This is a genomic window from Fodinibius sediminis (assembly GCF_900182555.1).
Classification (GTDB): Bacteria; Bacteroidota; Rhodothermia; order Balneolales; family Balneolaceae; genus Fodinibius; species Fodinibius sediminis.
Genome location: NZ_FXTH01000009.1, coordinates 42,805 through 66,944 on the forward strand (window position 1 = coordinate 42,805; position 24,140 = coordinate 66,944).

The 24,140-nt window shown below is 48.0% G+C and carries 22 protein-coding genes; 10 read left to right on the forward strand and 12 right to left on the reverse strand.

All coding sequences use genetic code 11. The annotated features are described in order from the left end of the window. Positions 1–54 precede the first annotated feature (54 nt). The 5 genes from FN808_RS10935 to sucD all read right to left on the reverse strand — a co-directional run bounded on the left by FN808_RS10935 (position 55) and on the right by sucD (position 5,549). Positions 55–522, reverse strand: coding sequence for a hypothetical protein (locus FN808_RS10935; RefSeq protein WP_142714639.1), 468 nt, complete (start codon positions 520–522; stop codon positions 55–57). A 99-nt stretch (positions 523–621) separates the two neighbouring features. Further along, a complete protein-coding gene (locus FN808_RS10940) occupies positions 622–942 on the reverse strand; it encodes a hypothetical protein (RefSeq protein ID WP_142714640.1) in 321 nt (106 codons plus the stop codon). A gap of 397 nt (positions 943–1,339) precedes the next feature. Next, positions 1,340–2,593, reverse strand: coding sequence for an MFS transporter (locus tag FN808_RS10945; protein WP_142714641.1), 1,254 nt, complete (start codon positions 2,591–2,593; stop codon positions 1,340–1,342). A 593-nt stretch (positions 2,594–3,186) separates the two neighbouring features. Next, a complete protein-coding gene (locus FN808_RS10950) occupies positions 3,187–4,473 on the reverse strand; it encodes a serine hydrolase domain-containing protein (protein ID WP_142714642.1) in 1,287 nt (428 codons plus the stop codon). 206 nt (positions 4,474–4,679) lie between these two features. After that, on the reverse strand, positions 4,680–5,549 hold the full coding sequence (sucD, locus tag FN808_RS10955; protein ID WP_142714643.1) for a succinate--CoA ligase subunit alpha: 870 nt from the start codon (positions 5,547–5,549) through the stop codon (positions 4,680–4,682). A 270-nt stretch (positions 5,550–5,819) separates the two neighbouring features. On the opposite strand from sucD, the gene dnaG reads away from it, so the two are divergent. Together dnaG and FN808_RS10965 are read left to right on the forward strand one after the other, a co-directional pair. After that, entirely contained in the window at positions 5,820–7,841 is a 2,022-nt protein-coding gene (gene dnaG, locus FN808_RS10960; RefSeq protein ID WP_246068339.1) for a DNA primase, read from the forward strand. A gap of 85 nt (positions 7,842–7,926) precedes the next feature. Next, positions 7,927–8,748: an inositol monophosphatase family protein gene (locus tag FN808_RS10965; RefSeq protein WP_142714644.1), complete on the forward strand. Its 822-nt coding sequence runs from the start codon at positions 7,927–7,929 to the stop codon at positions 8,746–8,748. Between the two features lie 29 nt (positions 8,749–8,777). On the opposite strand, the gene bshB1 is transcribed toward FN808_RS10965, so the two are convergent. After that, positions 8,778–9,521, reverse strand: coding sequence for a bacillithiol biosynthesis deacetylase BshB1 (gene bshB1 / locus FN808_RS10970; protein ID WP_142714645.1), 744 nt, complete (start codon positions 9,519–9,521; stop codon positions 8,778–8,780). Between the two features lie 461 nt (positions 9,522–9,982). On the opposite strand from bshB1, the gene FN808_RS10975 reads away from it, so the two are divergent. From FN808_RS10975 to FN808_RS10995, 5 genes are all read left to right on the forward strand, one after another. Next, positions 9,983–10,195, forward strand: a complete 213-nt coding sequence (locus FN808_RS10975) for a hypothetical protein (RefSeq protein WP_142714646.1) — start codon at positions 9,983–9,985, stop codon at positions 10,193–10,195. A gap of 6 nt (positions 10,196–10,201) precedes the next feature. Next, positions 10,202–10,645: a phage holin family protein gene (locus FN808_RS10980; RefSeq protein ID WP_142714647.1), complete on the forward strand. Its 444-nt coding sequence runs from the start codon at positions 10,202–10,204 to the stop codon at positions 10,643–10,645. Positions 10,646–10,654: 9 nt separating this feature from the next. Then, positions 10,655–11,056, forward strand: a complete 402-nt coding sequence (locus tag FN808_RS10985; protein WP_142714648.1) for a hypothetical protein — start codon at positions 10,655–10,657, stop codon at positions 11,054–11,056. 185 nt (positions 11,057–11,241) lie between these two features. Then, the gene (locus FN808_RS10990; RefSeq protein ID WP_142714774.1) at positions 11,242–12,597 is read left to right on the forward strand and encodes a TolC family protein; all 1,356 of its coding nucleotides are present in this window, start codon (positions 11,242–11,244) and stop codon (positions 12,595–12,597) included. Between the two features lie 415 nt (positions 12,598–13,012). Next, entirely contained in the window at positions 13,013–13,723 is a 711-nt protein-coding gene (locus FN808_RS10995) for an ABC transporter ATP-binding protein (protein WP_281280773.1), read from the forward strand. 19 nt (positions 13,724–13,742) lie between these two features. Here FN808_RS10995 and FN808_RS11000 read toward each other — a convergent pair whose 3' ends face one another. The 3 genes from FN808_RS11000 to FN808_RS11010 all read right to left on the reverse strand — a co-directional run bounded on the left by FN808_RS11000 (position 13,743) and on the right by FN808_RS11010 (position 17,636). Beyond that, entirely contained in the window at positions 13,743–14,573 is an 831-nt protein-coding gene (locus FN808_RS11000) for an ABC transporter ATP-binding protein (RefSeq protein ID WP_142714650.1), read from the reverse strand. A 100-nt stretch (positions 14,574–14,673) separates the two neighbouring features. Then, positions 14,674–16,824 (reverse strand): tetratricopeptide repeat protein, encoded by a 2,151-nt coding sequence (locus FN808_RS11005; protein WP_185958356.1) that lies wholly within the window; start codon positions 16,822–16,824, stop codon positions 14,674–14,676. Positions 16,825–17,003: 179 nt separating this feature from the next. Then, positions 17,004–17,636, reverse strand: a complete 633-nt coding sequence (locus FN808_RS11010) for an ankyrin repeat domain-containing protein (protein ID WP_142714652.1) — start codon at positions 17,634–17,636, stop codon at positions 17,004–17,006. A 164-nt stretch (positions 17,637–17,800) separates the two neighbouring features. Here FN808_RS11010 and FN808_RS11015 point away from each other — a divergent pair, with 164 nt between their 5' ends. Together FN808_RS11015 and FN808_RS11020 are read left to right on the forward strand one after the other, a co-directional pair. Further along, a complete protein-coding gene (locus tag FN808_RS11015) occupies positions 17,801–18,511 on the forward strand; it encodes a PIG-L deacetylase family protein (protein WP_142714653.1) in 711 nt (236 codons plus the stop codon). Positions 18,512–18,579: 68 nt separating this feature from the next. Next, the gene (locus tag FN808_RS11020) at positions 18,580–19,632 is read left to right on the forward strand and encodes an AI-2E family transporter (protein ID WP_142714654.1); all 1,053 of its coding nucleotides are present in this window, start codon (positions 18,580–18,582) and stop codon (positions 19,630–19,632) included. A 30-nt stretch (positions 19,633–19,662) separates the two neighbouring features. On the opposite strand, the gene FN808_RS11025 is transcribed toward FN808_RS11020, so the two are convergent. The 3 genes from FN808_RS11025 to FN808_RS11035 all read right to left on the reverse strand — a co-directional run bounded on the left by FN808_RS11025 (position 19,663) and on the right by FN808_RS11035 (position 23,710). After that, the gene (locus tag FN808_RS11025) at positions 19,663–20,859 is read right to left on the reverse strand and encodes a lycopene cyclase family protein (protein WP_185958357.1); all 1,197 of its coding nucleotides are present in this window, start codon (positions 20,857–20,859) and stop codon (positions 19,663–19,665) included. A gap of 82 nt (positions 20,860–20,941) precedes the next feature. Continuing rightward, complete coding sequence (locus FN808_RS11030; protein ID WP_246068340.1) at positions 20,942–23,362, reverse strand: BamA/TamA family outer membrane protein; 2,421 nt, start codon at positions 23,360–23,362, stop codon at positions 20,942–20,944. A gap of 93 nt (positions 23,363–23,455) precedes the next feature. Beyond that, positions 23,456–23,710, reverse strand: coding sequence for a DUF2795 domain-containing protein (locus FN808_RS11035; protein ID WP_142714656.1), 255 nt, complete (start codon positions 23,708–23,710; stop codon positions 23,456–23,458). A gap of 188 nt (positions 23,711–23,898) precedes the next feature. On the opposite strand from FN808_RS11035, the gene FN808_RS11040 reads away from it, so the two are divergent. After that, entirely contained in the window at positions 23,899–24,129 is a 231-nt protein-coding gene (locus FN808_RS11040; protein ID WP_142714657.1) for a Sec-independent protein translocase subunit TatA/TatB, read from the forward strand. Positions 24,130–24,140: the final 11 nt, after the last annotated feature.

The window sequence follows — 24,140 nt, forward strand, 5'->3', positions numbered from 1 at the left end:
AGGATAGAAAATTATAACGGGCAAGGAAGGTACTTGCCTTAGCCATTGACAAAGTCAGTTGACGGTTACAGGTATGGAGGGGGTTTCAAAATCCGCATGTTCACTTTTATCATGCCAAAGCTGGAAGCGGACCATGGTCTGGCCCTCTTGATTGCCTGTAAGACGAAAACTCCACGGAGTTTGTTGACTGTCCTGGTTTATTTCAGCAACAGCGGTGTCAATTTGATTCCATTTCAGGCTGTAATCATGCTCTGGTTGAAAAAGCTCCCCGTCGTGGTCCAGGAAATACACGGTGATCAGAGGGGTAGTTTCTCCGTTGACGACTTCAAGCTGGCCGGAAGTGATCACCCCTTCTTCGATACGAACAATCTCAGTGCTGTCCATCTTTAAAATAACCCCTTCCGGATGGTGATGTTCTTCCTCATCGCTGGAACTGGCTGGATTGCTGCAGCCGGCAAGAAAAAGGGCAAGGGTTAAAACAGGTATGATCATTATATGGGTAAAAGGTATACTAAATTTCATAACAGGGTAACTTTAATGGTGAAAATAGAAACGGTATGTACGGCATTCCCCGTGGAATAGAACCGAACATTTTGTTATTCAGATGTGATGGACGAGGACTTATAAAATAACCGGCGGGGATCGTCCACGGTCAACTACCAGATAGGTGGGAACCGCGAAATGAGTGGTTTCTGAGACCTTATTTTCAACATTAAAGAAAGCATCAGCTGAAGAGGAGGGAGAAAGGATCTCGGTTTCAAAAAGATAGCCGCTTATGGGACAAACCGTGGTATCGCTGCTGATGCAATGCCCGGTATCAGTAAAGTCAGAGCTGTGATTCCATTCAAGATGATGATGGGAATGAAGCGTAGTAATGGTAAGCCCGATGCCGGTAAGCAAGAGCAAAAACAGACCTACTTTAAATTTTATGTCACGCTTCATCCTATTGCTTTACTAAATAAACTCAACTGTCTTGCGTAAACGTGCCAAAACAGAATTTAAGTATCGACTAACTGACTGTTTAAAGCAATCAATAAATCTTTATAAGACTTATCTCAATATACATTTAAGAAGATAAATGACAAAAAATTATGATTTTTAATGCTACAACTAGTGGTGAAGGAGCGGCAGAACTGACGGCAGTGGGTTTTGCGGCAAACTTAGGCGGCAGGGTCATTATGATAGAGAAAGGTCGTATCGGCCGGCGATTTCCGGCGGACTGGATGTCAGCGATCATGACTCTATCCCCTGGATGTACAACCGTATAATAACATTGCCCCGCTCAAAAAAGACGGGGCAATGGAAATCATTCTATAAGCTATGTTCGGTGCTGCATCCCTCAGGAAACATTGGGAGCGGTAGCTTGGGCCATTTCATCCACCGTCTTCTTTTCCGTTTTTTTCTGCCATACGTAGAAGATGCTAAACAAGACGATCAGGATAAGCGGGAAAATAGCCACTTTTGCCAGGGTCGCCTGTCCGGCGGCCAACTCAAGCTCAGATCCGCTCAGCCCCATATCAGCATAGGTACTCCGGGCGCTGTCGATCCAGCTTCCAATGATCGGCTGAAAGATAGAAGTGGAAAACATGCCGATAGCGCCTAACAGCGAAAGACCGAGGGCACCGGTTTTGGGAGCTCTCTTGGCAGCTGTACCTATCATGACAGGCCAGAAGTAGCAAACGCCTATAGCGAAAAAGATAGCGGCCACATACGCCATCGCTCCGGTAAAGATGCTGAACATATAGATACCGATAGCTGCAAATACGGAACCTCCCAGAAGCACGCCGGGCTGACCCAGTGCTTCAACAACAGGGCCTGCAAAGAACCGGCCTACAGCCATCAGGCCCGTTACCAGTGCCAATATTAACATCGGGCTGGCCCCGCTCTCAGCCATAACAATATTTACCCACTGCTGGGGACCGAATTCTGAAATGGCGGTAATCGCGAAACAGAAAAACAAAAATATATAAACCGGACTCCCCAGCGCCTTGACATTTTCCTTGAGGGATTTCATCTCCTCCAGTTTGGGTTCCGGGAATTTTTGTCCGAAGAACAGAACGGCATAAGTGATCGTGGGAATCATGATAATCCACATTTGGGCTTCCCATCCCATCGAAAAATCTGTCATGAATTTTGAAATCAGACTGCCGAGTACAATGCCGCCGGGAAACCACATATGGAAACGGTTCAGCATTTTATCCACCTTATTTCCGGTGTATGAATCGGCAATCATCGGATTGCAGGCGGCTTCCGTACAGCCATTGCCCAGGCCAATCAACAGGGTGGATATAAGCAGGAGGGTATATCCGCCGGCGTAAATCGTCAATATGATCCCCAGGGTATGCACGACAAAGGCAAACTGCATAATCCTCTTGGGACCAATAGAATTATAAAAAATTCCGCCTAAAACCATTGAGATGGGGAACCCCAAAAACCACATGGAATTGATGAAACCGAGTTGTTCGGCTGATAATCCAAATTGATCTCCGAGTTCTGGTAGTATCCCTGCCCGAATGGCAAAAGTAAAAGCGGTGGTAATGAGTGCAAAACAGCTTCCCAGAAAAAGAATTCGCTCGTTAACTTGTTTAGTCATTATAGATAGTTTTGTGGATAGTTAAAGTAATAGTATTAATGCTCATCCCTATTGTGAGGCGGTCTTCCCCAGCAATCATATCCCCTGTATCCATAATATGGATTTTTACATTGGATAAGCGAATCGTAATCGACAAGACGTTAAAATAGAAAAGTCGATAAATAATTCAATATTTTTAAAAAAAATTTAATTATTTGCGCAAAGCAGGGCTTGTCTCATATCGAGCAGGGATAATGAGGGATAGGAGGAGGACCAGAGACGAGGTCTGAGGGGCAGTTGACAGTAAAGATACAGGCTGGAGGGGTTTCTTGTTGTAGAATATATCTTCTGTCAAATAGCCTGGTCCGGACGGGGAATAAAAAGGAAGCTTCAGGAGGCTACCCCCAGGCCATAAGGAGAACCGCAACGAATACCAGGAGGCCGCTTAGGCCATAAAGGTATCGTGCCGGTATAAGACTGGATGATTTATTGAACAAGGTGATTATGAGACCGGAAACAAAGGTCCCCATCGACAGTCCCAGCAAAAAATAAACCATGTAGCAAGCTTTTGTTTGATTCTGGTTCGAAAATAGTGACCAACGGGGTGCAAATGGTCAATCGTCCACGGCCTGGCCGACCAACTGACGGAATTTCCACCCGGTGGGGTCGGAGGTGCCCTGTGTCTGTTTCAGCAGAATACCGATAATACGTTCCTGCGGATCCGCAAAATACTGGGTATTGAAATAACCGCCCCAGTCAAAAGTACCCTTGCTGCCCATGCCTCCCAAATTTTCTCCCCGCTGATTGACAACCCCAAATGCAAGTCCGTAATGTTTTCCATTTCCCTCCCAGAGGTCGCCGATTTGGTTGCTCATCATAAATTGGACAGTCGTCCTGCTGAGCAGGCGTACCCCGTTTAGCTCCCCCTTGTTCAGGTACATCTGGAGAAATGTGGCATAGTCGCGGGCCGTACTGGAAAGCCCGGCTCCGCCCGAATAAAATTGCCTAGCCCCTTTTACCGGATAGTTCGGATCATAGAAGGTGACTGGGTACCGTACCCATCGGCCATCTTCTGTTGTTTGCACCGGGACCAGTCGATCTGCCTTGGAGTCGGGCAGATAGAACCAGGTGTCATCCATCCCCAGTGGATCAAAGATGCGGGTCCGGAAGAATTCATTGAGGGGCATGCCGGATAACGTCTCGATAAAATAACCCAGCACGTCCAGCCCTTCGCTGTAGGTATATCCTTCGCCGGGATGGTGATGCAGGGGCAGCTCAGCAAGTTTTCGCACACTCTCTCCAATGGTGATGTCCTTCGTCGTAAAAAGATCCGTCACACCGGCCTTTTGATAGATTTTTCTGAAGCGGTCGTCGCCGTCGATCATGCCGTAGCCGATGCCGGAGGTATGGGTCAGGAGATGACGAATCGTAATCGGCTTATTGGCAGGGATGGTGGTATAGGTTGTATCTTTCACCATGAGAGAGTCCAGAACCCGGGCCTCCTCAAAGGCTGGAATATATTTTGAAATCGGATCATCCAGTTGAAACTTACCTTCCTCCCACAGCATCATCACTGCTGTTGAAGTTATGGCTTTGGTCTGAGAGGCAATTCTGAAGATGTCATTTTTTCGAAGGGGGCGTCCGGAGGTGTTGTCAGCCATCCCCAAAGCTTTGTGATATATGATTTTCCCATTCCGGGCCACCAGTGCAACCGCCCCGGGAATCTGTTGTTCTCCCACGGCCTCATCAAGCATGGTATCGATTCGCGCCAGCCGTTCTTCCGACATTCCCTGGCTAATGGCGGTGGCCTCAGAAAGCGGGGGAGAGGTCTGTATAGACGGGGTCTGGGCAGAAGCAATAAAAGAGACAAGGGGAAAGAACAGTGTTAATAGGTATTTCATCCTTAAATGATCGACTGAGATATTAGTGTACCCGTTTTGCACCCTCTGTCAGCGGCGGAACTCCTGGTAAGTTAACAGGATCCGCCGGAACTGCAAAAACTGAATGAAGAGACAGGCAAAGAAAAAATTAAGCCTGGACATTCATAAAAAAAGCCTCTCTCCGGCTATGGAAAGAGGCTTTTAAAAAGCAGATAGTTGCCAGATTCTTAACTGATCAATTCTTTGAGCGTGATACCAATTTCCGCCGGGCTGTCGACAACCGTGACCCCGGCTTCACGAAGTGCTTTCTTCTTGTCTTCAGCTCCACCCTGACCGCCGGAAATAATAGCTCCGGCATGTCCCATACGTCGGCCGGGAGGGGCTGTGCTTCCCGCGATGAAAGCAACAACCGGTTTTTCAACATGAGCCTCGATATAGGCAGCGGCCTCTTCTTCGGCCGAGCCGCCGATTTCACCGATCAGTACAATAGCCTCGGTATCGGGGTCATCTTCAAAAAGTGTAACAGCATCCGTGTGCGTCGTTCCGATCACAGGGTCGCCGCCAATGCCGATGGCAGTGCTCTGACCCAGCCCGGCTTTTGTAAGCTGATCAACGGCTTCGTAGGTCAGTGTTCCTGAGCGGGATACCAGTCCCACCTTGCCCGGAGTGAAAATATTGCCGGGCATAATACCTATCTTGGCCTCGCCGGGAGTAATTACACCTGGGCAGTTGGGACCGATGAGCGTAGCACCGTGGCTTTTCACAATTTGCTTGGCGGTAATCATATCCTTGACGGGGATCCCTTCGGTAATGCAGATAATAACCTCAATACCGGCAAAAGCGGCTTCAGAGATAGCATCTCCGGCAAAAGCGGGGGGGACAAAAATGACAGATGTATTGGCATCTTCTTTTTCAACCGCATCGGCGACGGTATTATATACCGGAAGTCCGAGATGTTCCTGCCCGCCTTTTCCCGGGGTAACTCCCGCTACCACATCGGTACCGTATTCTATCATTTGTTCGGCATGGAAGCCGCCTTCGCTTCCCGTAATTCCCTGTACAACTAACCGTGTATCATTACCAACAAGTACGCTCATGAGCTTTTTTAGTTAAATTAAACATTTTTTTAGTCGGACGGAATATACCCACAAGATGATGAATTGGCAAAGAGAGGTTCTCAAAATTGGTTTTCTACATTGCGGGCTTGTATTATTCCGTTATCGATCCAAACCTGAATGATTTTTATCGGCACAAATCCCGACTTTTTTGAATGAAAATGGGATGTCCCATGTGGATAGTTAATAATTTTCAATTTATCGAGATAATGAGATGAGATTCATCATGAATTCTCTTATCATTTCAGTGCTATGGCAGTAATGATTCCCGACGAAAAAAAAGAGGAAGTCCGCGGTGCATCAGACATCGTAGAGGTTGTTGAGGACTATGTAAAATTGAAGAGGTCCGGCCGCAGCTGGAAGGGGTTATGTCCTTTTCATGACGAGCGCACCCCCTCGTTCCATGTGACACCCGACCTGGGCATCTACAAATGTTTTGGGTGCGGGGCTTCCGGGGATGTATTCAATTTTGTCATGGAGATGGAAGGGGTCGGTTTTGTGGAAGCAATGCGATCCCTCGCTGACCGCTACGGGGTTTCCCTGCCTGAAGAAGATGACCAGGAATTTGATGAAGACCACCACCTTCGCGAGGGGATCTACCACGCACTGAAATACGCGGGGGTGTTTTTCCATCGCCACCTGATGGAAACAGATGAAGCCCATAAGGCACGGGATTATTTGCAGGAGAGAGGATACAATCGCAAGATCATCAAACGCTATGGCCTGGGCTATGCACCCGCCGCAGGCGATAAACTGTACCGAACGGCCCTGGATTCAGGATTGAATGAAGAATACCTGTTGGAAGCGGGTTTGATAAAGCCGAGCAAGCGGGGAGAGGGATTCTATGATGCCTTCCGGGGACGCCTCATGTTTCCCATCTTTAATCCATCTGGCAAGGTGATTGCCTATGCAGGACGCGTGCTCGGAAAGAAAAAGACGGCAAAATACATAAATTCGCCCCAGACCAAGGTGTATAACAAGAGCAAGGTGCTCTACGGGATAAATTTTGCCAAAAATGAGATTCGTAAATCCAATGAGGTTATTTTGGTGGAGGGATATACCGATGTTATTTCACTGCAGCAATATGGGATCGGGAATGTAGTGGCTTCCAGCGGAACCTCACTGACGCCCGGGCAGATGAAGCTTCTGCACCGCTACGGGGATACGATTACCATGATTTATGATTCCGACTCGGCGGGACAGCGGGCCATGAAACGGGGCATTAATATTGCCCTGCGTGAAGGGATGGATGTTATGCTGCTGGAGCTTCCGGAGGGGGAGGATCCCGACTCCTTTGTCCGGCAATTTGGAAAAGATTCATTTTTGGAGCTGAAACGGGAGGGGGGCAATGACTTTCTTACCTACCAGATCCACAAGGCTAAAGAGGAAGGACGATGGGAAAAACCTGCCGAAAAGAAGAAGGTTATCAGTGAAATTCTGGAAAGTATTGCCCACATGCCGGACCCGGTTTCGCGGGAAACCTTTGTTCAGCACTTGAATACCAAGGCCAAAGTGGGGGACCGGGCGCTGTTTGAGGAGCTTGGAAAGATTCAAAAGGAGCTGAAGGAAGAACGCGCACGGGCCCGAAAAAGGGAACAGCGGCGTATCGAACGGGAACAGCGGAAATCGTCGGACACAGCTCCGGCACCGCATACTGCGGGGATCAGGAAGAAGGTTGATTCTTCAGCTCCCGATAAGGGGGCATCACTGACACGGAAGAGGCCAAATTATGAAAAAGAGCTGATTCGGCTCATGCTGATGTATGGACAAGAGATGATCGATTATGTTGGTTCGCACTGTTCGGACAAGCATTTTGAGGATCAACAACTGCGAGTATTCTATGAAGATATTATCGAGCGGTATAAAGCCGATCAGGAGGTAAGCGTAGAGCAGTATGCCCAGGCTGACCATCCCTACCCGGAGCTTGTAGGAGAGGTGGTGCTGGAGAAGTATTCGGTGAGCGACCGGCATCATGAAAAAGTAGGCGTGCAGTATAAAAAAGACAAGAATCCCTACCGGACAGCCAAGGGAGCACTAAAGGCGCTGAAAGTACATTTTCTTAAACGGCTGCAGACTGAGCTTTATGAACAGTACAATGCCGCATCCGGGGAGGAACGGAAGAAGGTTATGCGACTTATGAAGGAGGCCGGCCGCCGGCGTACCCGAATACAGCAATCCCCCATTGATGAGCTGTTTCCGGATCCCGATACTGAGGACGCCAAGAGTATATCGGACAAAGTCTTCGAATACAAGATGAAGGGAGACAAAGAGTAAATTGCCGATTGCTGTTATTTACGGGACCCTGGGAGCAGATTTTATTAATCTTTTAAATATTTACAAAGTATAAACCTCCATCGGAATGCCTGATTACACAAGTGAACTGAACATCGCCCGGCAGGCTGCTGAGAAAGCGGCCGGTATCATTCGGGAATACCAGTCGGCCAATTCATTTACCATTAACTTCAAGGGGAAAAATGATCTTGTTACCGACGCAGACGTAAAAACGGAAGAGGAAATCATAGCCCTGCTGGAGCAGGAATTTCCTGGTGATCATATTCTGGCTGAAGAGTCATTTGACCAGGTTCGTCTTCCCGAAGACAGAACCTGGCTTATCGATCCCATCGATGGTACGACCAACTTCGCACACGGTTTTCCCGTTTACTGTGTCTCCATCGCATTGTGGGAACACCGAGAGCCCCAAATGGGGCTGGTACTGGAGGTCTCCCGTGATGAATGCTTCAGCGCTATTGCCGGAAAGGGGGCCTACCTGGATGGAGCCTCCATCTCGGTTTCCAAGATCAGGGAACCTGAAAATGCACTGATCGGCACTGGCTTTCCCTACAACGACCTGAGTTTGATTGACAACTACCTGGACTTTTTTCGGATGCTGATGTATAAGACCCAGGGGGTGCGCCGGGCGGGAGCGGCCGCTTACGATCTGTGCTGTGTGGCTTCAGGACGTCTCGACGGATTCTATGAATATGCGCTAAATCCATGGGACGTAGGAGCTGCCGCCCTCTTAGTCAGAGAAGCTGGAGGACAGGTGTCGGATTGGGTCGGAGGGGATAACTGGCTGCTCGGCCAGCGTATTGTCGCCGGAAATGCCTCTGTCCATCAATTCTTGCTGGAGGCCATCCAGCAGGAGTTTACCCCTGACGAGCTGGCAAGTATTATTCCCTGAACTATGGTAGCAGATCAATTTAGCTCATCTTATCGCATGGGGTTGGTTTCGAAAAAGGTATTGAATGATGCCATGGGCTGGGGACCGTTGTGGTATTTGAAAGGCTCACCATAGGTGGCTCCAATCAGGTGGCCATAGTGGCGGGCACGGGCTTCTATCCCTTTAAAGAATTTAGAATTGGAAATATAGGTTTCCGGTTCCTCTCCGACCTCTTCCACCTTGAACTGTGTCTCAAAAGCCAGGATCGCATCCTTTTTGGCTTCAAAGGTTTTACTGATATCAAAGACCATATCCGGCTCAAACGGGCGGTCCTGCATATAATGGAGGATGTGGGAGGGACGCCATCGCTGCTGGGGCACTCCTTGCTCATCGGTGGTTTCAATTTTAGTCAGACCGCTGTAAAACAGGGCGTCCAGGGCCAGCCGGGTTGCCTGTCCGTGGTCGGGGTGCCGGTCGGAGGGCGCTCCAGTCAGGCAGATATGGGGACGATATTTTCGAATCTGTCGGATAATCTTGAGTTGGTTCTCCCGGCTGTTTTCAATATTGGTATCTGCGATGCCCAGATTATGCCGGACGTCAAGCCCAATGACATCGGCAGCCGCGGCAGCTTCCTCCATCCGCTGAGCAGGGGTACCTCGGGTTCCCATTTCCCCACGTGTGAAGTCAATGACCCCTACTTTCTTTCCTTGGTTGACCAGGGCAGCGAGTGTACCCCCGCAGCAAAGTTCGGTGTCATCCGGGTGAGCCGCCAGCGCTAAGATATCCAGTTGCATAATATAAATTGAGTGGGTTCAATGAGGTAGTAAGTTTTTCATTCAGCCTCCTAAAATCGGATCAAATTAATCCACATGCAATGGTTAATGTTGTTTCTGCAGCCCGGATTGTTTGAAGCAATAATAAACCGGATTTCGAACGAAATGGGGTGGATTACGATTGCGGTGGTTCAGTAGAAAGCCTCCATTCCGGCCAAATGGTGTGGTATTACAGGGATTTTAATGTTACCGCTGAAAAATGCGGTCAGCAACGGCAAGGGGCTGCGGTTCTATATGGTATTTGCATGTACCTCTACAGTGTAATGGCTTCAAGTGCTTATTTGGTTTGTTAAGCTGCACAGGAGGATCCAAAACGAAGCCCGCGATACGAATAGAAGGCTTTAATTACTGCATCACTTTAACCAGAATTTCCTTATAATAAAACAGCAAGAGGTGAAATCCCTGAATTTAATTTGAGCATTATGAATGAAGAAATACTTGAAAATGTAAATAAGCGACTGGATGATGCGCTTGATCGCGGCAGGCGCATGGTTGAAAACGATGAGCTGCCCGAACAGGTGGAGGAGCTTAAAGGTAAGGCAGAAACAATCATACGGAATCATCCTATAAAAAGTGTTGCCGCAGGACTTTTTGCAGGTTACGTTTTAGGTAAGATTTTAAGCTCCGATGACTAATACAGTATGAAAACAAAAAAATCCACCGATCAAGTAGGTCAAAAGCTTAGAGGCATCACTACGGATCTCAAGCGGTACGTCGAAAAGCGCATTGAGCTGATGATGCTTAATTTTGGAGAACATTTTTCCAAATGGATGGCTATATCCGTACAGCGATCGGCAGGAGCCCTGTTGCTGCTGGTGGGTACCTGTTTTCTGCTTGTTGCCCTTGCTGTTTACCTGGAAAATCTGCTGGCTGTTCCGGGGCTTGGTTTTGCTTTGGTATCCATTCCCTTGTTTATTTTCGGAGGCTTATTTGTGTACCTGAAACCCAGGCGTTTGTTCAGGCAACTACAGGAACTTTTTGAGGAAGAAGTTATTGAAGCTATTGAGCAGAATAACAAAGAAGACGATAAACAGAAACAGCTGGAGGCTTCAGAACACAGAAAATCGTACAATAATGAGGAATAAAAAGGTATTATGACCAAAGACAAGGTAGATAAACTTGAAGAGAAAAAAAGAGCGCTGGAAGCGGAACTGAATAGTATTCAGCATGAGCTTGACGACTCCATCGACCAGGTACGCAGCGACGTAAGTGAAAAATTAGATCCCAAGTCGTTTATCCGTGAGCACCCGCTTCCGGTGGTTGGAGGGGCCGTAGTGCTGGGTTTTCTGCTTGGACATAATGATGAGAGACCCAGGAAGAGGGCAAGATCCTCTTCATCATCGTCCGATGGCAAGTTTACCAGTACCCTCCTATACGAGTTAAAACGGCTGGCGACCAAGAAGGCACTGTCTTTTGCCACGGATTTCATGGAACAGAAATTCCATGAAAAGACCGGCCGTCACTTTGAATCTCCGAATGGAACCGTAGAGGAATAACGGTTGCCTGCCAATCGCATATAAAACCGTGCCCGCCTTCAGTTGTTTTAGTACGGGGAAGTGTATCAGATCATCTGGCCCGCCTTTTTTATTTTTTTACATAAAAAAATCTTTTGGGAGTGTAACTATCTTTATAATAGTTCGTGTAATTGACCAGTAATAAAACGAATAAAACTATTATGAATATGCGGATTGGGATACTTTTACTGCTCATCGGCTTTAGCCTGTCGACAACCGTACATGCCCAGGATGCTCCCGGTGACCGGGAAATTTCACTGCAGGATGCCATTGAAATTGCCCTGGAAAATAATAACCAGCTTAAAGTTGCAAGCAATAATGTTGATCTTGCAGACAAACAGGTTCGAAGCGAAAAGGCGGATTATTTTCCTTCTGTAAATGCAAATATCTCTGGCAACAGGAATATAGGACGTACCTTCGATCAGAGTGCCGGTCAGATCACAACAGAAACAAATAATTCCTTTCGAAGCAGTCTGAATGCGAATCTTCCTATCTTCAGCGGTCTTGAAAATTTGCATTCACTGAGAAGCAGCCAGTATGGCAAACGATCTGATGAAGAAAATCTTCAGCGTGTGCGGGAAGATATTATTTTTAATACGGCCAGCAACTACCTACAGCTTATTCTGGATCAGAAATTCCTGGAAATTGATCGTGAGAACCTGGCCGCCTCGCGCAAAACCCTGGAGCAGGTCCGTGCACAGGTGGAAGTAGGGGCCCGACCGCAGGTAGACCTTTATAATCAGGAGGCTACGGTAGCAAATAATGAGCTGGCTGTAGTCAATTCCGAGAACGCCGTGCAGTCAAGTCGATTGCAGCTGATCAATATGCTTCAGATCGATCCCCGCAAAGAGTATGAATTTGCTACGCCCGATATTGCCGATCAGTCCATTGGTGCCAGGCAGTACGACCTGGACCAGTTGGTAACGACTGCACTTGAGAACCGTTCTGACCTGCAAAGTGAAAAATTCGATATCGAATCGATCAAGCACCAGCTCAGTGCCACACGCGGCAGCCTGTATCCGTCCTTGAGCCTAAGCGGTTCCATTTCGAGCAGCTACTCGGAATTACGTCCGTTTGATTTTCGGGACCAGTTCTGGGATCAAAACATCAACCGTGCCATCGGCCTGTCGCTGAGCATACCAATTTTCGGTAATCTGGATCGAAGGACGAACGTCCAGACGCAGCAGATCAATTATAAAAATGCCCGGCTTGACCTGGAAAATACGGAGCTCCAGGTCGTCCAGGAGGTTAATCAGGCCTACAATGACTATCAATCCTATATCAAGCAGCTGGAATCTTCTGAGAAGGCCTTGCGGGCTGCTGAGCGGTCGTACCTGACCCAGAAAGAGCGCTATGAAGTAGGGGCCGGCACCCTCATAGAACTGAGTGATGCCAATGCACAGTATGTTGAAGCTCAGGCGAGCAGAGCGCAAGCATTGTTTCGGGTTATTTTTCAACGAAAATTGCTTGATTACTACGTTGGTAAGCTGGATCAGAATGTATCATTTGGTTTCATGAGATAAAAATGGCACGTCCGAAGAACAGCCTGTGCAAAACCTTCACGGGTGCCTGTTTACAAAGCAGCTTGTCTCGGGTGGCCCGGCAGTCTGCTCCGCGGGTTGGATTGTGCCGAAGGGGAGGCCATCATAAAATGTTTGCGGATATGTAAAACATACTACAAACACTGTTTTTGAACATGGTGTGAGGCTAATAAGTTGATGTAGAAACAGGAAGGATGTATAATGTTATTGCAACAGAGCGTTTGCAGTACTATTGACAGCAGGTAGAATGATGGAAATAATTGACAAACGCATACATCCGGTCTGGAGAAGAGGGGAATTCCAACAAGCAGTTGTCAGATGAAGATCTGCTTTTCACCAATAATCAAAATACAGCAGGTGGCATATGAATGAGCCGGTTATAAAAATTCGTGATCTGATGAAAATTTACCAAATGGGCAGCCAGGAGGTACACGCCCTTGATGGCGTTTCGTTTGATGTGATGGCGAATGAATATATCGCTATCATGGGCCCTTCGGGATCAGGCAAATCAACGATGATGAACCTTATCGGATGCCTCGATACGCCGTCGAGCGGAACATATATATTGAACAGCCAGGATGTGAGTCAATTGGAGGATTCGGAACTTGCCGAGGTTCGAAATCGTGAAATCGGTTTTGTATTTCAGACTTTTAACCTGTTGCCCCGTACGGATTGTATCTCAAACGTCGAACTGCCGCTTATTTACTCGGGAATCAAGACTGCTGAGCGGCGGGAACGTGCATCGAAGACGCTTGAGCGAGTGGGACTCGGGGATCGCATCGATCATAAACCCAATGAGCTTTCCGGGGGGCAGCGCCAGCGTGTTGCCATCGCACGTGCACTGGTCAACAATCCCTCCATACTACTGGCTGATGAGCCGACCGGAAATTTAGATACCCAGACCGGCGGTGAGATTATGATGCTTTTCGAAGAGCTCTACCGCATGGGCAATACGATATTGCTTGTCACGCACGAAGACGACATTGCCGAACATGCCCGACGCATAATACGGCTTCGCGATGGTAAAATAGAAAGTGATACAAAGGTCGATACCCCCGCACTGGAACATCTTGATATAGCCACCTCTACTTCTTTCAGAGCGGTTTAGCAAGGGGGCAGGATACACTTCAGGAATGATCAAGCTCAATCCTGGGGGTTCCATTTCGGTAGAAGAGTTCCAGGGGGTGATTGTATACGCTGCTCAGGTTTTCCGAAGTCAGGACCTCTTTCTTGGGGCCGGAAAAAACGGCCCGGCCATTTTCCAGCAAAATGACGTTTTGGATCTCAGGAAGCACTTCTTCCAGGTGATGAGTCACAATGATGACTGTTGTTCCCTGGCGGGCCACATCGCTGATAAGCTGCAGGCACGTTTTGCGAGCCACTAGATCGAGGGCCGTTGTGGGTTCATCCAGCACAAGCACTTCCGGGGAAGTCACAAGAGCGCGGGCGATGAGGACCCGCCGGGCCTCGCCCGCCGACATTCGATTAAACATGCGATCTTTCAGGTGAGACGCCCGCATAAGATCCAGTTTCTTCAAGGCTGTCTGTTTCATTTCATCGGAAATATCATGGTGTCGAAACAGTTGCATACTGGAAAAAAAACCGGTAATCGCCACATCCAGACCGCTCAACCGGCCGTAACTGAGATTGTGCATGATACCATACTCCAGTTCGGTGGAAATAATACCGATCCGCTTGCGGAGTTTGGTCACGTCCCAGTGATCCCTGCCAAAAACCTGAATAGGAGCGGGAGCATTATTTTCGGGAGCCACCGGATGCAATTGATGGGTTAGAAGCTGGATAAAAGTGGACTTCCCTGATCCATTCGGCCCCACAATAGCCGTGTGATCCATACGGCCAATGGTCATCGAAAACTGATCCATAACTTTGGTGTTATTTCGATAGGCGGTCACATCACGGAATTGCAAGATGGGATCTTCGTCGACGGGTTCTGTCATGGTAGTTCACTGTCTGTAAAAGGGTTAAGCATGTGGTGTGTGCGGCTCCCGGCGGGCGCAAGGTTGTGTACTTGCAGTACCGCACGAAAGTTAAGCTTTTTCATGGTTGATCTCCGAGCCGTTTTTCGATCATTTGCTGCAATTGACGGAATTGACGGTTGTTCGGCTGTAGTTCCGTCAGCTTCCGGGCATGGGGCAGGGCTTTGTGATATTGCTCCTGTTGCACATACAGGGTGCTTATACCGTAGCGATACTCCGGATTATCCGGTGCCAGGTCTATGGCCTGAAGATAGGCTTCTTCGGCCTGATTCGGTTTCCCGAGTTGCTGGAGGCTAATAGCCCAGTTGTACCGTACCCTGGTATTTTGTGGCATCAGTGCTGCGGCCTTTTTAAAATGGGGCAGGGTGGCCTCCAGTTTTCGCTCTTCAGCCAGCAGGAGCGCAAGAGAATAGTGGGCTGGCCCATAATCGGGTTCCTGGCTGATAACTTTTTTCAGCAACTGCTCCGCTTCAGCATTATTACCCTGCCGATTGTACAGGTATGCCAGGTTAATCCGTGCCGGGTTAAAATAGGGATCCTTTTCCAGGGCCTTTTGATATGCATCAATTGCTTTTGTGACCTGCCCCCGCTTTTCAAAAAATTGTCCCCTGTTCATTTGTCCCTGTGGGAAATAACGACTAACGTCAAGGTATCGTTTGTACTCCTCGAGCGCCTGCTTAAACGGCTGTTTTAAATTAAAGGCAATATCGGCTGTGGAAAATTCGGCTAATCCACCTACAGCACCTATTCGAACAGCCCTCACAGAATCATCAAGGGCATCCTGCAAGACCGGGTTTTTCAGTGACTCGGGAAAATTTGCCAGGGCCCGGGAGGTACTGTTTCTGACCAAGGGACTTGGATCATTTATTGTTTTTTCGAGCAGGTCGCGGCTATTGGAGGAGGGGAACTGTCCGGCATACCAGACGGCTGTTGCCCGAACGATATCAGGCTGGAGGGTGTCAACGACAAGCTGTGCAAGCTCCGGCAATATATCAGCGCCTTCCCGGTCCGCTTTTGTAAAAATTTCCGAAAAGTGTTCGGGGCGTTGCGGTCCGTACCACTTCTCAACAGCGTCAGCAGCCCATTGGGCCGACTCTTGATCATGGCAATTATTACAGGCATTGGGCGTATCAAACCCAACACTCAAATCGGGCCTGGGAACGCGAAAGCTGTGGTCCCGGCGAAAATCCACCTCCATATAATAGCGCCCGGGCATATGGCAGTTTATACATTGGGATGCCTCTGTATTGACCTGGTGCTTATGGTGCTCTACTGTGTTGTAGCGTGGCTCATGGCACTGCATACAGAGACTGTTATCCGTCACGTTGGCCTTCAGTTTGAGTGAATGTGGATCATGGCAATCGTTGCATTTTACTTTCTCCTCGAACATTTTGCTCTGTAAAAAAGAGCCATAAACATAGACCTCCTCCTTGATCTGTCCGTCAGGGAAATAAGAGTCGGGATGGGGAAGTGTGGGGCTGTAATGGTCAAGAAAGTCGCCCGAATGACGATAGTCGTCTGTTAAATCCTCCCGGAGGGCATGGCATTGCGCACATTGGTTGATTTGTTGCGTCTGGGGAGTGTTGCGGGTCAGCTCCAGGTCCCTGCGAATGCGCTCAATCGTTGCGTCTTCAACAGCTTCTGATTCAACAAAATCTACGTGTTGCTTTCCGGGCCCGTGACAGGCTTCGCAGCTGACATTGATACTTGACCAGGTGGTATGGAATGAGTCTGCTTCGGCGATATAGTTCTGCTGCAGATTTGTTGAATGACAGTCGGCACACATGGTATTCCAGTTCATGGCACCTCCTGTCCAGTGCAGCCAGTCTCCGTGCTGGATATCTTCTTCGGGGTTCATGGCGAACCATTGCTCCTTTTGGGTATCCCAGGCAATGTTCAGGGCCTGCAGTTTTCCTTTGCCGAAATCAATCAGGTATTGCTGCAGTGGTTCCCAGCCAAACGTGTGGGTAACCTGATATTGAATACGTTCCCCGCCCGGACCCGGAGCCTCCACCATAAACAGTGAGTCTTTTTTAAAAAAGCGATAGGCGGTGCCATGGTGTTCGAATGTGGTATCGTCGAACCGGGCACGGACAGATTCATCCGTGGCTTTCTTCATGGCATAATCGTGGTGCGATCCCTTCCAGTCAGCCACCTGTTCACTGTGGCAGGAGGCACAGCGCTTGTCACCAACAAATTGACTGTTCTCCATTTTTTTTCCCGCGGTCGTTCCGGGAGTTTTTTCAGAGCTGGTGCAACTGAAGACAATGCCGGTACTCAGTGAGATTCCGGTGATCAATAATAAAAGCAGTGACCTATTCATTATAACAGCAGGCAGGTATTGGTATACGTAACATTAGAGTAATTGCTTCATTGTATCCAACGTCGGTTCTATTTGATTTCTTCAAGAACCTGAACCACTTCGGAATGGTCGTTGTTGCGGGCAAAGTCAATCGCTGATTCGTCATCCTTGTCTGTAAGAGATGGATCAGCCCCATGGTCCAGCAGTGTTGTCACAACTTCTTTGTTGCCCTCGGCAGCGGCAAACATCAAAGCCGACCAGCCGTCCACATTGTCTACCGCATTGGGATCGGCATCGGATTCCAACAAAAGTGCCACTGTTTCAGGAAAGGGCCCGCTTGAGGCAAAAATAAGCGGGGTCCTTCCATCTGTATTTCGGGCGCTGACGTCCGCACCCTCTTCGAGAAGCAGCTGGACAATTTCGGTATGGCCGTTAAAGGAAGCCAGCATGAGCGGCGTACGGCCGCTGTTATCCGAGGCGTTAACATCCATACCCTGGCCGATCATCTCCCTGACTTTTCCTGTGCGCCCTCTCAGAGAGGCATTCCTGAGATCCTGCGCGGTGTACACCAGACCGGCGCTGTCGTCCCCGGCGGACGGCTCCTGTTTGGAAGTGTCGGGCTGTGATTCACTATTACAGGCTGCCAGGGAAAAAGCGCCTATTATTACAAGAGCTGTCAGAGCCGGACGAAAAAAAATTTTAAGGCTTGAAATTCTCAACATGCTGTTGGTAAATGACTATTCAGGGTTACTCGAGTTATTGGTAACCCTACTTAAAAAATATACCTCGTTTCCACAACTATTTTTTGGACGTTTTTTTATTGTCAATGGTGCTTAAATTTTGATATTCTGTGTTTCGTGAAAATAACAGCTCCAGATCAATTGCTATGAAAATTCTCTACGTATTTCCGCATCCGGATGATGAATCTTTTGGTCCGGCCCCGGCTATTGCCGCGCAACTGCGCAAAGGGCACGAAGTTTATCTGTTGACCCTGACCAAAGGCGAAGCCACCAGGCAGCGATTTCGTCTTGGAATTGGAAAAAAAGAGATGGGAGAGATCCGGTTTAAAGAAATGCAATGCGTGCAGAAGGTTCTCGGGTTAAGTGGGATGAAAGTACTTGACCTTCCGGACAGCGGGCTCAAAGAGTTGGATCCGACAGATATTGAAGAAGTTATCCATGAACATATAGATGTTATTCGTCCGGATGTATTAGTCACATATGCTGTCCACGGCATCAGTGGTTTCGAAGATCACCTGGTAAGTCATGCTGTGGTCAAGAGCGTATACTGCGACCGGAAACGGTCGGGGGCATCCCACCCCAGGCGCCTTGCATTCTTTACTCACTTCAGGGAGGAGAACAGCAGCGGGAAGTTTGATTTGACCTCATCGGCAAAAGAAGAAATTGACTGCTGGATAGAGGCCAGTGAAGAAGATTACCAGAAATTTCATGATGCTCTTGACTGCTACAAAACCTACCAGCAAGTCATAGAGGATAGCAATGTTAAAAACGAGGTTGGCAAAAAGGTGCCCTTTGAAATCTTCCAGGAAAATTTTGATCCTCCCCTGGATGATCTTACGGACAGAATGAAAGATTAAGCTGACCTCTTCCGGCTTTGGCCATATTACATTATACTTTAATTCAATAGATAAAAAACTGTGGTGATATGAACAGACCCTATCCACTCTGGCTAAAGGGTACAACACTTCTGCTGGGGGTGATTCTAATTTTTATCATTCTTATACATGGCAAGTTTATTCTGATGCCCCTGACGTATGCGGCCCTTATTGCCATGCTACTGGAACCCCTGAGTCAGCGGCTGGAGCGCCTGAAACTGAATCGCATTGCGGCCATTCTCATAAGCATAGTTCTGGTATTTGTTATCCTGTTAGGCATTATTTCCCTATTGTCTATGCAGCTTGTACAATTTGCCGACCGGCTGCCCGAGGCAAACCAGAAAATACAGGCCGTGAGCAGCGACATTCTTCAGTTTATGGAGGCAACGTTTAATGTGTCGCCAAGCCGGCAACTTGAATACCTGGAGCAGGGACTGTCTGCCATGATTAATAAAAGTGGTCAATATATGAGTACGGCCCTCGGGGCTACCACCAGCGTGTTTACAACACTTGGTCTACTGCCATTTTTTGTTTTCTTCATGATGTATTATAAAGAGATGTATCGCACCTTTCTCCACAAGCTTATGCAAAATAATAACAAACTTGTCAATGATGTGATCGATGGCATTCAGGGAGTGACCCAGAACTACATTATTGGCATGCTGACAGTGATAACACTGCTCGCCGTCCTAAACGCCATTGGACTATGGATTCTGGGTATGGAGCACGTCCTGTTTTTTGCCGCTTTTGCCGCAATTCTTGCCATCATTCCCTACGTCGGTATTATTATCGGCAGTTTACCGGCCATTATTTTTGCCCTGTTGTTCACAGAATCTCTGTGGAACCCCGTGGGGGTAATCGCGGTGTTTGCTGTCGTTCAGTTTCTGGAAGGTAATTTTATTACGCCCAACATTGTGGGGTCCCGTGTGAGTATCAACCCGATGGTAGCTTTGTTGGCCCTGTTGATCGGAGGCGAGCTATGGGGAATTTCGGGAATGATCCTGTTTGTCCCTATTGTAGGGGTCCTGAAACACCTTTTTGATCAGGTCGAGTCGCTGAAACCCCTGGGCTACCTGTTTGGTGATTCGAGGGAATACTCCTGACATTCATAATGGGCTGTATTTCAGACAAGCCTAAATTTCCATCAGCCGTTTGCGACTTCGCCAGATGGCTCTCAGGAAAGGAAGGTATGGAACACTTGCCATAATTTTCAGGTCTTCGAATGGGCTGGAGTCTTCGTTGAGAAACCGGAATATCTCATCCATTGAATTATTCGTGAAGAGATGATGGAACACATTCAGTGCTTCCCGGGGCTGGGTATAGAGAATGTCCAGGAGCCACAGATCATAGGCTTTAAAGCGAAAGGATGAAACCGCAGGGGTGCCCGGTGCACCATGCGAAAGAAGTCCCTCCACGATGGCCCGGGCCTGATCCTGAATACGGCTGAAGGTGTAGCCGGTGGATGGCTTGGTTAGACCACCCTGGGTGCCCAGGTTTAAAACACGGGAAGTATACCATGGAATTACGGGGCGGTCCTGCATGGGAATGACCCCTCGTTCGATTCGTGAGATTTGATAATCTCCCGGACTCAGGCCAAAGCGGTTGTCAAGATAACGTGTGATCTTATTCTCATAGGCTTTTTTCTCAAGCAGCTGACCGGAGAAGACTGTATACTCCAGCAGTCCTGACTTGGAGCTCCAGGGAAGCATATACATAAAGGAGACCCCCTCGGTGAATGTTTTGTCAAAGTCCATCAACACACAAGTGGAATCGTCAAAAACCGGCTTGTCAACAGTGAGTTCCCAGCCCAGAAAATGTTGTTTCAGAGGGTAATGAATGGCTTCCTCCTTGAAGCCGGGAGGTTCCAGGCAGCTTTGGAAAATATAATCAGCTTCAAAGCTTTGCTCTTCGGTATCAAGCACCGCCACCTCTTCAGAGGGGCTGCAGCTGAGCTGTTTTATTGATCCTTGAAAAAGATCGAAGTTCCGGTGGGCACCAACAGCTTCCAAGACCGTACGCTTGAAATCGACACTTCGCAGTCCATAGTAGTGATATTCATCAACAGATTGTGCAATACGCTCGGAGGAAAGGCCTATTTCAATGGTTGTCCATTTCTTGTAAATAAGATCTGCATAGGGAGGCGTTCCAGAATACCAAAAACACCAGGTCTTATCGTTCTCCGGGGTCAGGTCAGCATCAACGATCAGTATGTTCTTTTCAGCTATCGGGGAATGAAGCATGTGCCAGGCCAGTGAGAGTCCCGAGGCACCGGCGCCTGCTATAATATAGTCATACCTTTTCTGCACACTGTCGCTGAATTTACTTGCCAATTGAATGTGATTGTTATGTATTGTTCCAGAAGCGTGTCAAAGCTGTATAAACATTAAAAATGATGAAAAGGTGCCCCCTGTTCTAGAACGAGTGGCCGATGCCAAAGCTGAAATAAAGTTTTTTATTATTAAACCACCCTTGCTGTAAATCATGAATGCGGAATGCAAAGTCAAAACGAATGACAATGTATTCCCAGTCAATGCGAAGACCTGCACCTGAACCTACTGCAATCTGGTTATAAAATTGATCAAATTTAAATTTACCCATCTCCAGCAGCCGGCGTTGATTTGCAACGGTTTCGGCTGAGCTTTGGGAAGTTGATGGAAATTCCGTCCGTGGTCCGTACCAGATATTTCCGGCATCAGCAAACAGGGCCGCGACCCAGTTTGATGATAAAAAATTGCTGATAAAACGCTGGCGAACTTCAGTCTGTGCAAGCAATTTTATCTCACCACCACTGATGGTTACCTCATCCAGTGGGATGCTTCCGGGACCCAGGCTGTAAATATTCCAGCCCCGGATATCGTTGGTCCCGCCGGCGTAGAACCGCTGATTCAGCGGCAGGGAATTACTCTTTCCGTAGGGCAAAGCCAACCCAAGAAAGCCCCGGTAAGCAAAGACACCGTGATTTGATATCGGGATATAGCGCCGATAATCGGCCGTCCCTTTTAAAAAACGACTGTAAGCCAGGCTGTTCTGACTCGAAGGAATGATAGGGGGGAGGTTGCCTTCAAGCGTATCCGGGGTAACAATAAGACGGTCAGCCAGGTAGGGAATATTCCCCCCCACAGCCGCTGAATATTCACTGAAGTATCCATAATTTCGTTTGATGAGGTCCGTTCGCTTACTCTGAAAAGTATAGCGCAGTATGGAGGAGACCTGGGGGCGGAAGTCTTCCAGGATACGCTGGTACTCAAAGGAATTTTCCCCGAACTTCTCTTTCAGCGACTGCCGGAACTGGGTAGAAGGGTTGGTATCCAGCAAATCCAGCTCAATAAGGTCAAGGTAGCTGGAAAAGCGGTTGTTGTGGTTAACTTCATACCGGAGGTTGAACCGAATATCGGAATTAATGTCAAAGAGCAGCTGGTCTGACCGGGTAAAGGAAAGACCATAGCGCGTCCTGGAGTTGGAGAATGAAGCATTGTCATCCAGGAAGACAAAGGGAAAAATGAGCCGCGGGAGTGTATATTCGGCCCGGGCGTCAAAGTTTTGGAAAAACCCTCCCTCCACAGGGCCCGAAGCGGAATCAGGAGCGATATCACGAATGGTTTCGGAACTTACGTATTCAAAGCTTCCGTTCAGGCTAAGCTGCAAATTCTCTGCCTTCCCAAAGAGGTTGTTGTTGGTATAGGTTAGTCCCGCCCCTGAGCCGTACCCATAGCGTCGCATACCGAAAACATTGACGTTGATAGAATGCTTGGGAAGAGATTTCAGTGAAAACATAACGGGCAGCTCCTCCTTGGAATAATCGGGCAGCGATCCATCCTCACTCAGGCCGAACTGCTGGATCGAGAGCATGCCCAGGTTTTGAAACTCGTTAACCGTTCGTATGTACAGCGAATTGTCAAAGGTGTCGCCCGGCTTGAAGAGGATCTGGTCGGTGAGGAGGCTGAAATTAGTCTGGGCGGACGGTTCTTTCTGTAGGTACATTTTATTTTCGTCAGTGGTAAGTTCCGGCCGCTGGACGGTATCCTGCTGAGAGTAACTGACGGAATCGCCCGGTCCGGCCAGGCTGATGTGGAGGTCGCCGAAGGTATACTTGCGTCCCGGATTGATGGTGAAGAGAGCATCCATCTGGTGCTTGTTCTGAGGATCCCGCCGCATTAATACCGAGATGGAATCATTCTGTACGGCCGCATAGCCATTGTTCTTCAGGAAGGTGATAATCCGGGCACGCTCCTGCGTCAGTGCGTTTTCCGAATAGCGCCGGTTGTGGGAGTAGGTCGTATCATCAATACGCTCCCGGGTAAGGGGACTGTCATCATAAAACTCAGGTACCCGCGTGGAGTCTTCGAAAGAGGGCATGCCGGTATAGGCGACGGTCTGTATTGTTGACGGTTCCCCCTCGTTGATGAGAAAGGAGACTTCCACCCGGTTTTTTTTGAACTCTACGATGTTTGTGTCAACAGAGGCTTTCAGGAACCCCACGCTTCGGTAATAGCGCTGTATGCGTTCAATGTCATTGGCCACTGTTTCACGATTCAGAAAGGAGGGAGGCTCCCCGAATTTTTTGGTGAGTTTCCAGATAAAATACCAGGGAGTGAAGCGGGGAATACCAAGGAACTCACGGTTGGTTTGGGTACGGATGAGGGTTTCAAGGGTATTATCCTTGATGTTGTCATTACCTACAAATCGGATCACCCGCACGACATGATCCGTGGTGTCGCCGGAGACGCTGCTGTTTTGAGCCTGGCCGGTATTGGTCATTCCCCATAGCATTATTCCAACCATGCCGGATAGTAAATACCGGTTCAGCCTGTTTACGGCATTAATCTGTTTCAAAAGGATCAGTGCTTTGAAGATTCATAAAAAACGGTTGCACGAACCACTCATGCAACCGTTTTGTTAAATGCTATATTATTACGAGGGAAGGATTTAAACGTCGTCGTAATCGAATCCTTCATCCTGTTCATTATGGAAAAAATCTTCTTTGCCAATATAGTCGGGCCAGATATCTTCCATATCCTCATATATAACATCCTCTCCCTCTTCAATCTCTTCCAGATCATACAGATTGTCAAGCACCTGTTGAGGCGCACCATTACGCTCTGCCCATTCAATGAGTTCTTCTCGGGTTGCGGGGAAGGGTGCGTCGTCTAATGTTGCAGCTAATTCAACTGTCCAAATCATAAATAGAAGTACTTAATTTTTAATTCTTAGAATTTCATAAAACCTTAACAAAGGTTTCGCACATTAAATTCAACTCATTTTTTAACGAAAATGCAATTATTTTTTCCAACTATAACTGAAAGATCTACAAAATAATTCTTATCTTTCCACTTTATAACCAATAAACTTAAAATAACGAGGAATATTTTATGGGAAGTTTCGGCGGCATGGAGATTTTAATTGTCCTGATGGTTATTCTGCTTTTCTTTGGAGCAAAGCGTATTCCAGAGCTCGCTCGTGGAATTGGACAGGGAATGAACGAGTTTCGCAAGGCCTCAGACCAGATCAAGCAGGAGCTTGAACAAGGTGAAAAAGAGGGACTTGGATCTACAGATAAAACCCAGTCAAGCGAGAAAACCGAAGAAAGCAAAGTTAACTAAATTAAAATCAT

Coding starts and splice junctions, on each gene's coding strand:
- FN808_RS10935 (WP_142714639.1), bottom strand. CDS start 522: ATGAAATTTAGTATACCTTTTACCCATATAATGATCATACCTGTTTTA.
- FN808_RS10940 (WP_142714640.1), bottom strand. CDS start 942: ATGAAGCGTGACATAAAATTTAAAGTAGGTCTGTTTTTGCTCTTGCTT.
- FN808_RS10945 (WP_142714641.1), bottom strand. CDS start 2,593: ATGACTAAACAAGTTAACGAGCGAATTCTTTTTCTGGGAAGCTGTTTT.
- FN808_RS10950 (WP_142714642.1), bottom strand. CDS start 4,473: ATGAAATACCTATTAACACTGTTCTTTCCCCTTGTCTCTTTTATTGCT.
- sucD (WP_142714643.1), bottom strand. CDS start 5,549: ATGAGCGTACTTGTTGGTAATGATACACGGTTAGTTGTACAGGGAATT.
- dnaG (WP_246068339.1), top strand. CDS start 5,820: ATGGCAGTAATGATTCCCGACGAAAAAAAAGAGGAAGTCCGCGGTGCA.
- FN808_RS10965 (WP_142714644.1), top strand. CDS start 7,927: ATGCCTGATTACACAAGTGAACTGAACATCGCCCGGCAGGCTGCTGAG.
- bshB1 (WP_142714645.1), bottom strand. CDS start 9,521: ATGCAACTGGATATCTTAGCGCTGGCGGCTCACCCGGATGACACCGAA.
- FN808_RS10975 (WP_142714646.1), top strand. CDS start 9,983: ATGAATGAAGAAATACTTGAAAATGTAAATAAGCGACTGGATGATGCG.
- FN808_RS10980 (WP_142714647.1), top strand. CDS start 10,202: ATGAAAACAAAAAAATCCACCGATCAAGTAGGTCAAAAGCTTAGAGGC.
- FN808_RS10985 (WP_142714648.1), top strand. CDS start 10,655: ATGACCAAAGACAAGGTAGATAAACTTGAAGAGAAAAAAAGAGCGCTG.
- FN808_RS10990 (WP_142714774.1), top strand. CDS start 11,242: ATGCGGATTGGGATACTTTTACTGCTCATCGGCTTTAGCCTGTCGACA.
- FN808_RS10995 (WP_281280773.1), top strand. CDS start 13,013: ATGAAAATTTACCAAATGGGCAGCCAGGAGGTACACGCCCTTGATGGC.
- FN808_RS11000 (WP_142714650.1), bottom strand. CDS start 14,573: ATGACAGAACCCGTCGACGAAGATCCCATCTTGCAATTCCGTGATGTG.
- FN808_RS11005 (WP_185958356.1), bottom strand. CDS start 16,824: ATGGAGAACAGTCAATTTGTTGGTGACAAGCGCTGTGCCTCCTGCCAC.
- FN808_RS11010 (WP_142714652.1), bottom strand. CDS start 17,636: ATGTTGAGAATTTCAAGCCTTAAAATTTTTTTTCGTCCGGCTCTGACA.
- FN808_RS11015 (WP_142714653.1), top strand. CDS start 17,801: ATGAAAATTCTCTACGTATTTCCGCATCCGGATGATGAATCTTTTGGT.
- FN808_RS11020 (WP_142714654.1), top strand. CDS start 18,580: ATGAACAGACCCTATCCACTCTGGCTAAAGGGTACAACACTTCTGCTG.
- FN808_RS11035 (WP_142714656.1), bottom strand. CDS start 23,710: ATGATTTGGACAGTTGAATTAGCTGCAACATTAGACGACGCACCCTTC.
- FN808_RS11040 (WP_142714657.1), top strand. CDS start 23,899: ATGGGAAGTTTCGGCGGCATGGAGATTTTAATTGTCCTGATGGTTATT.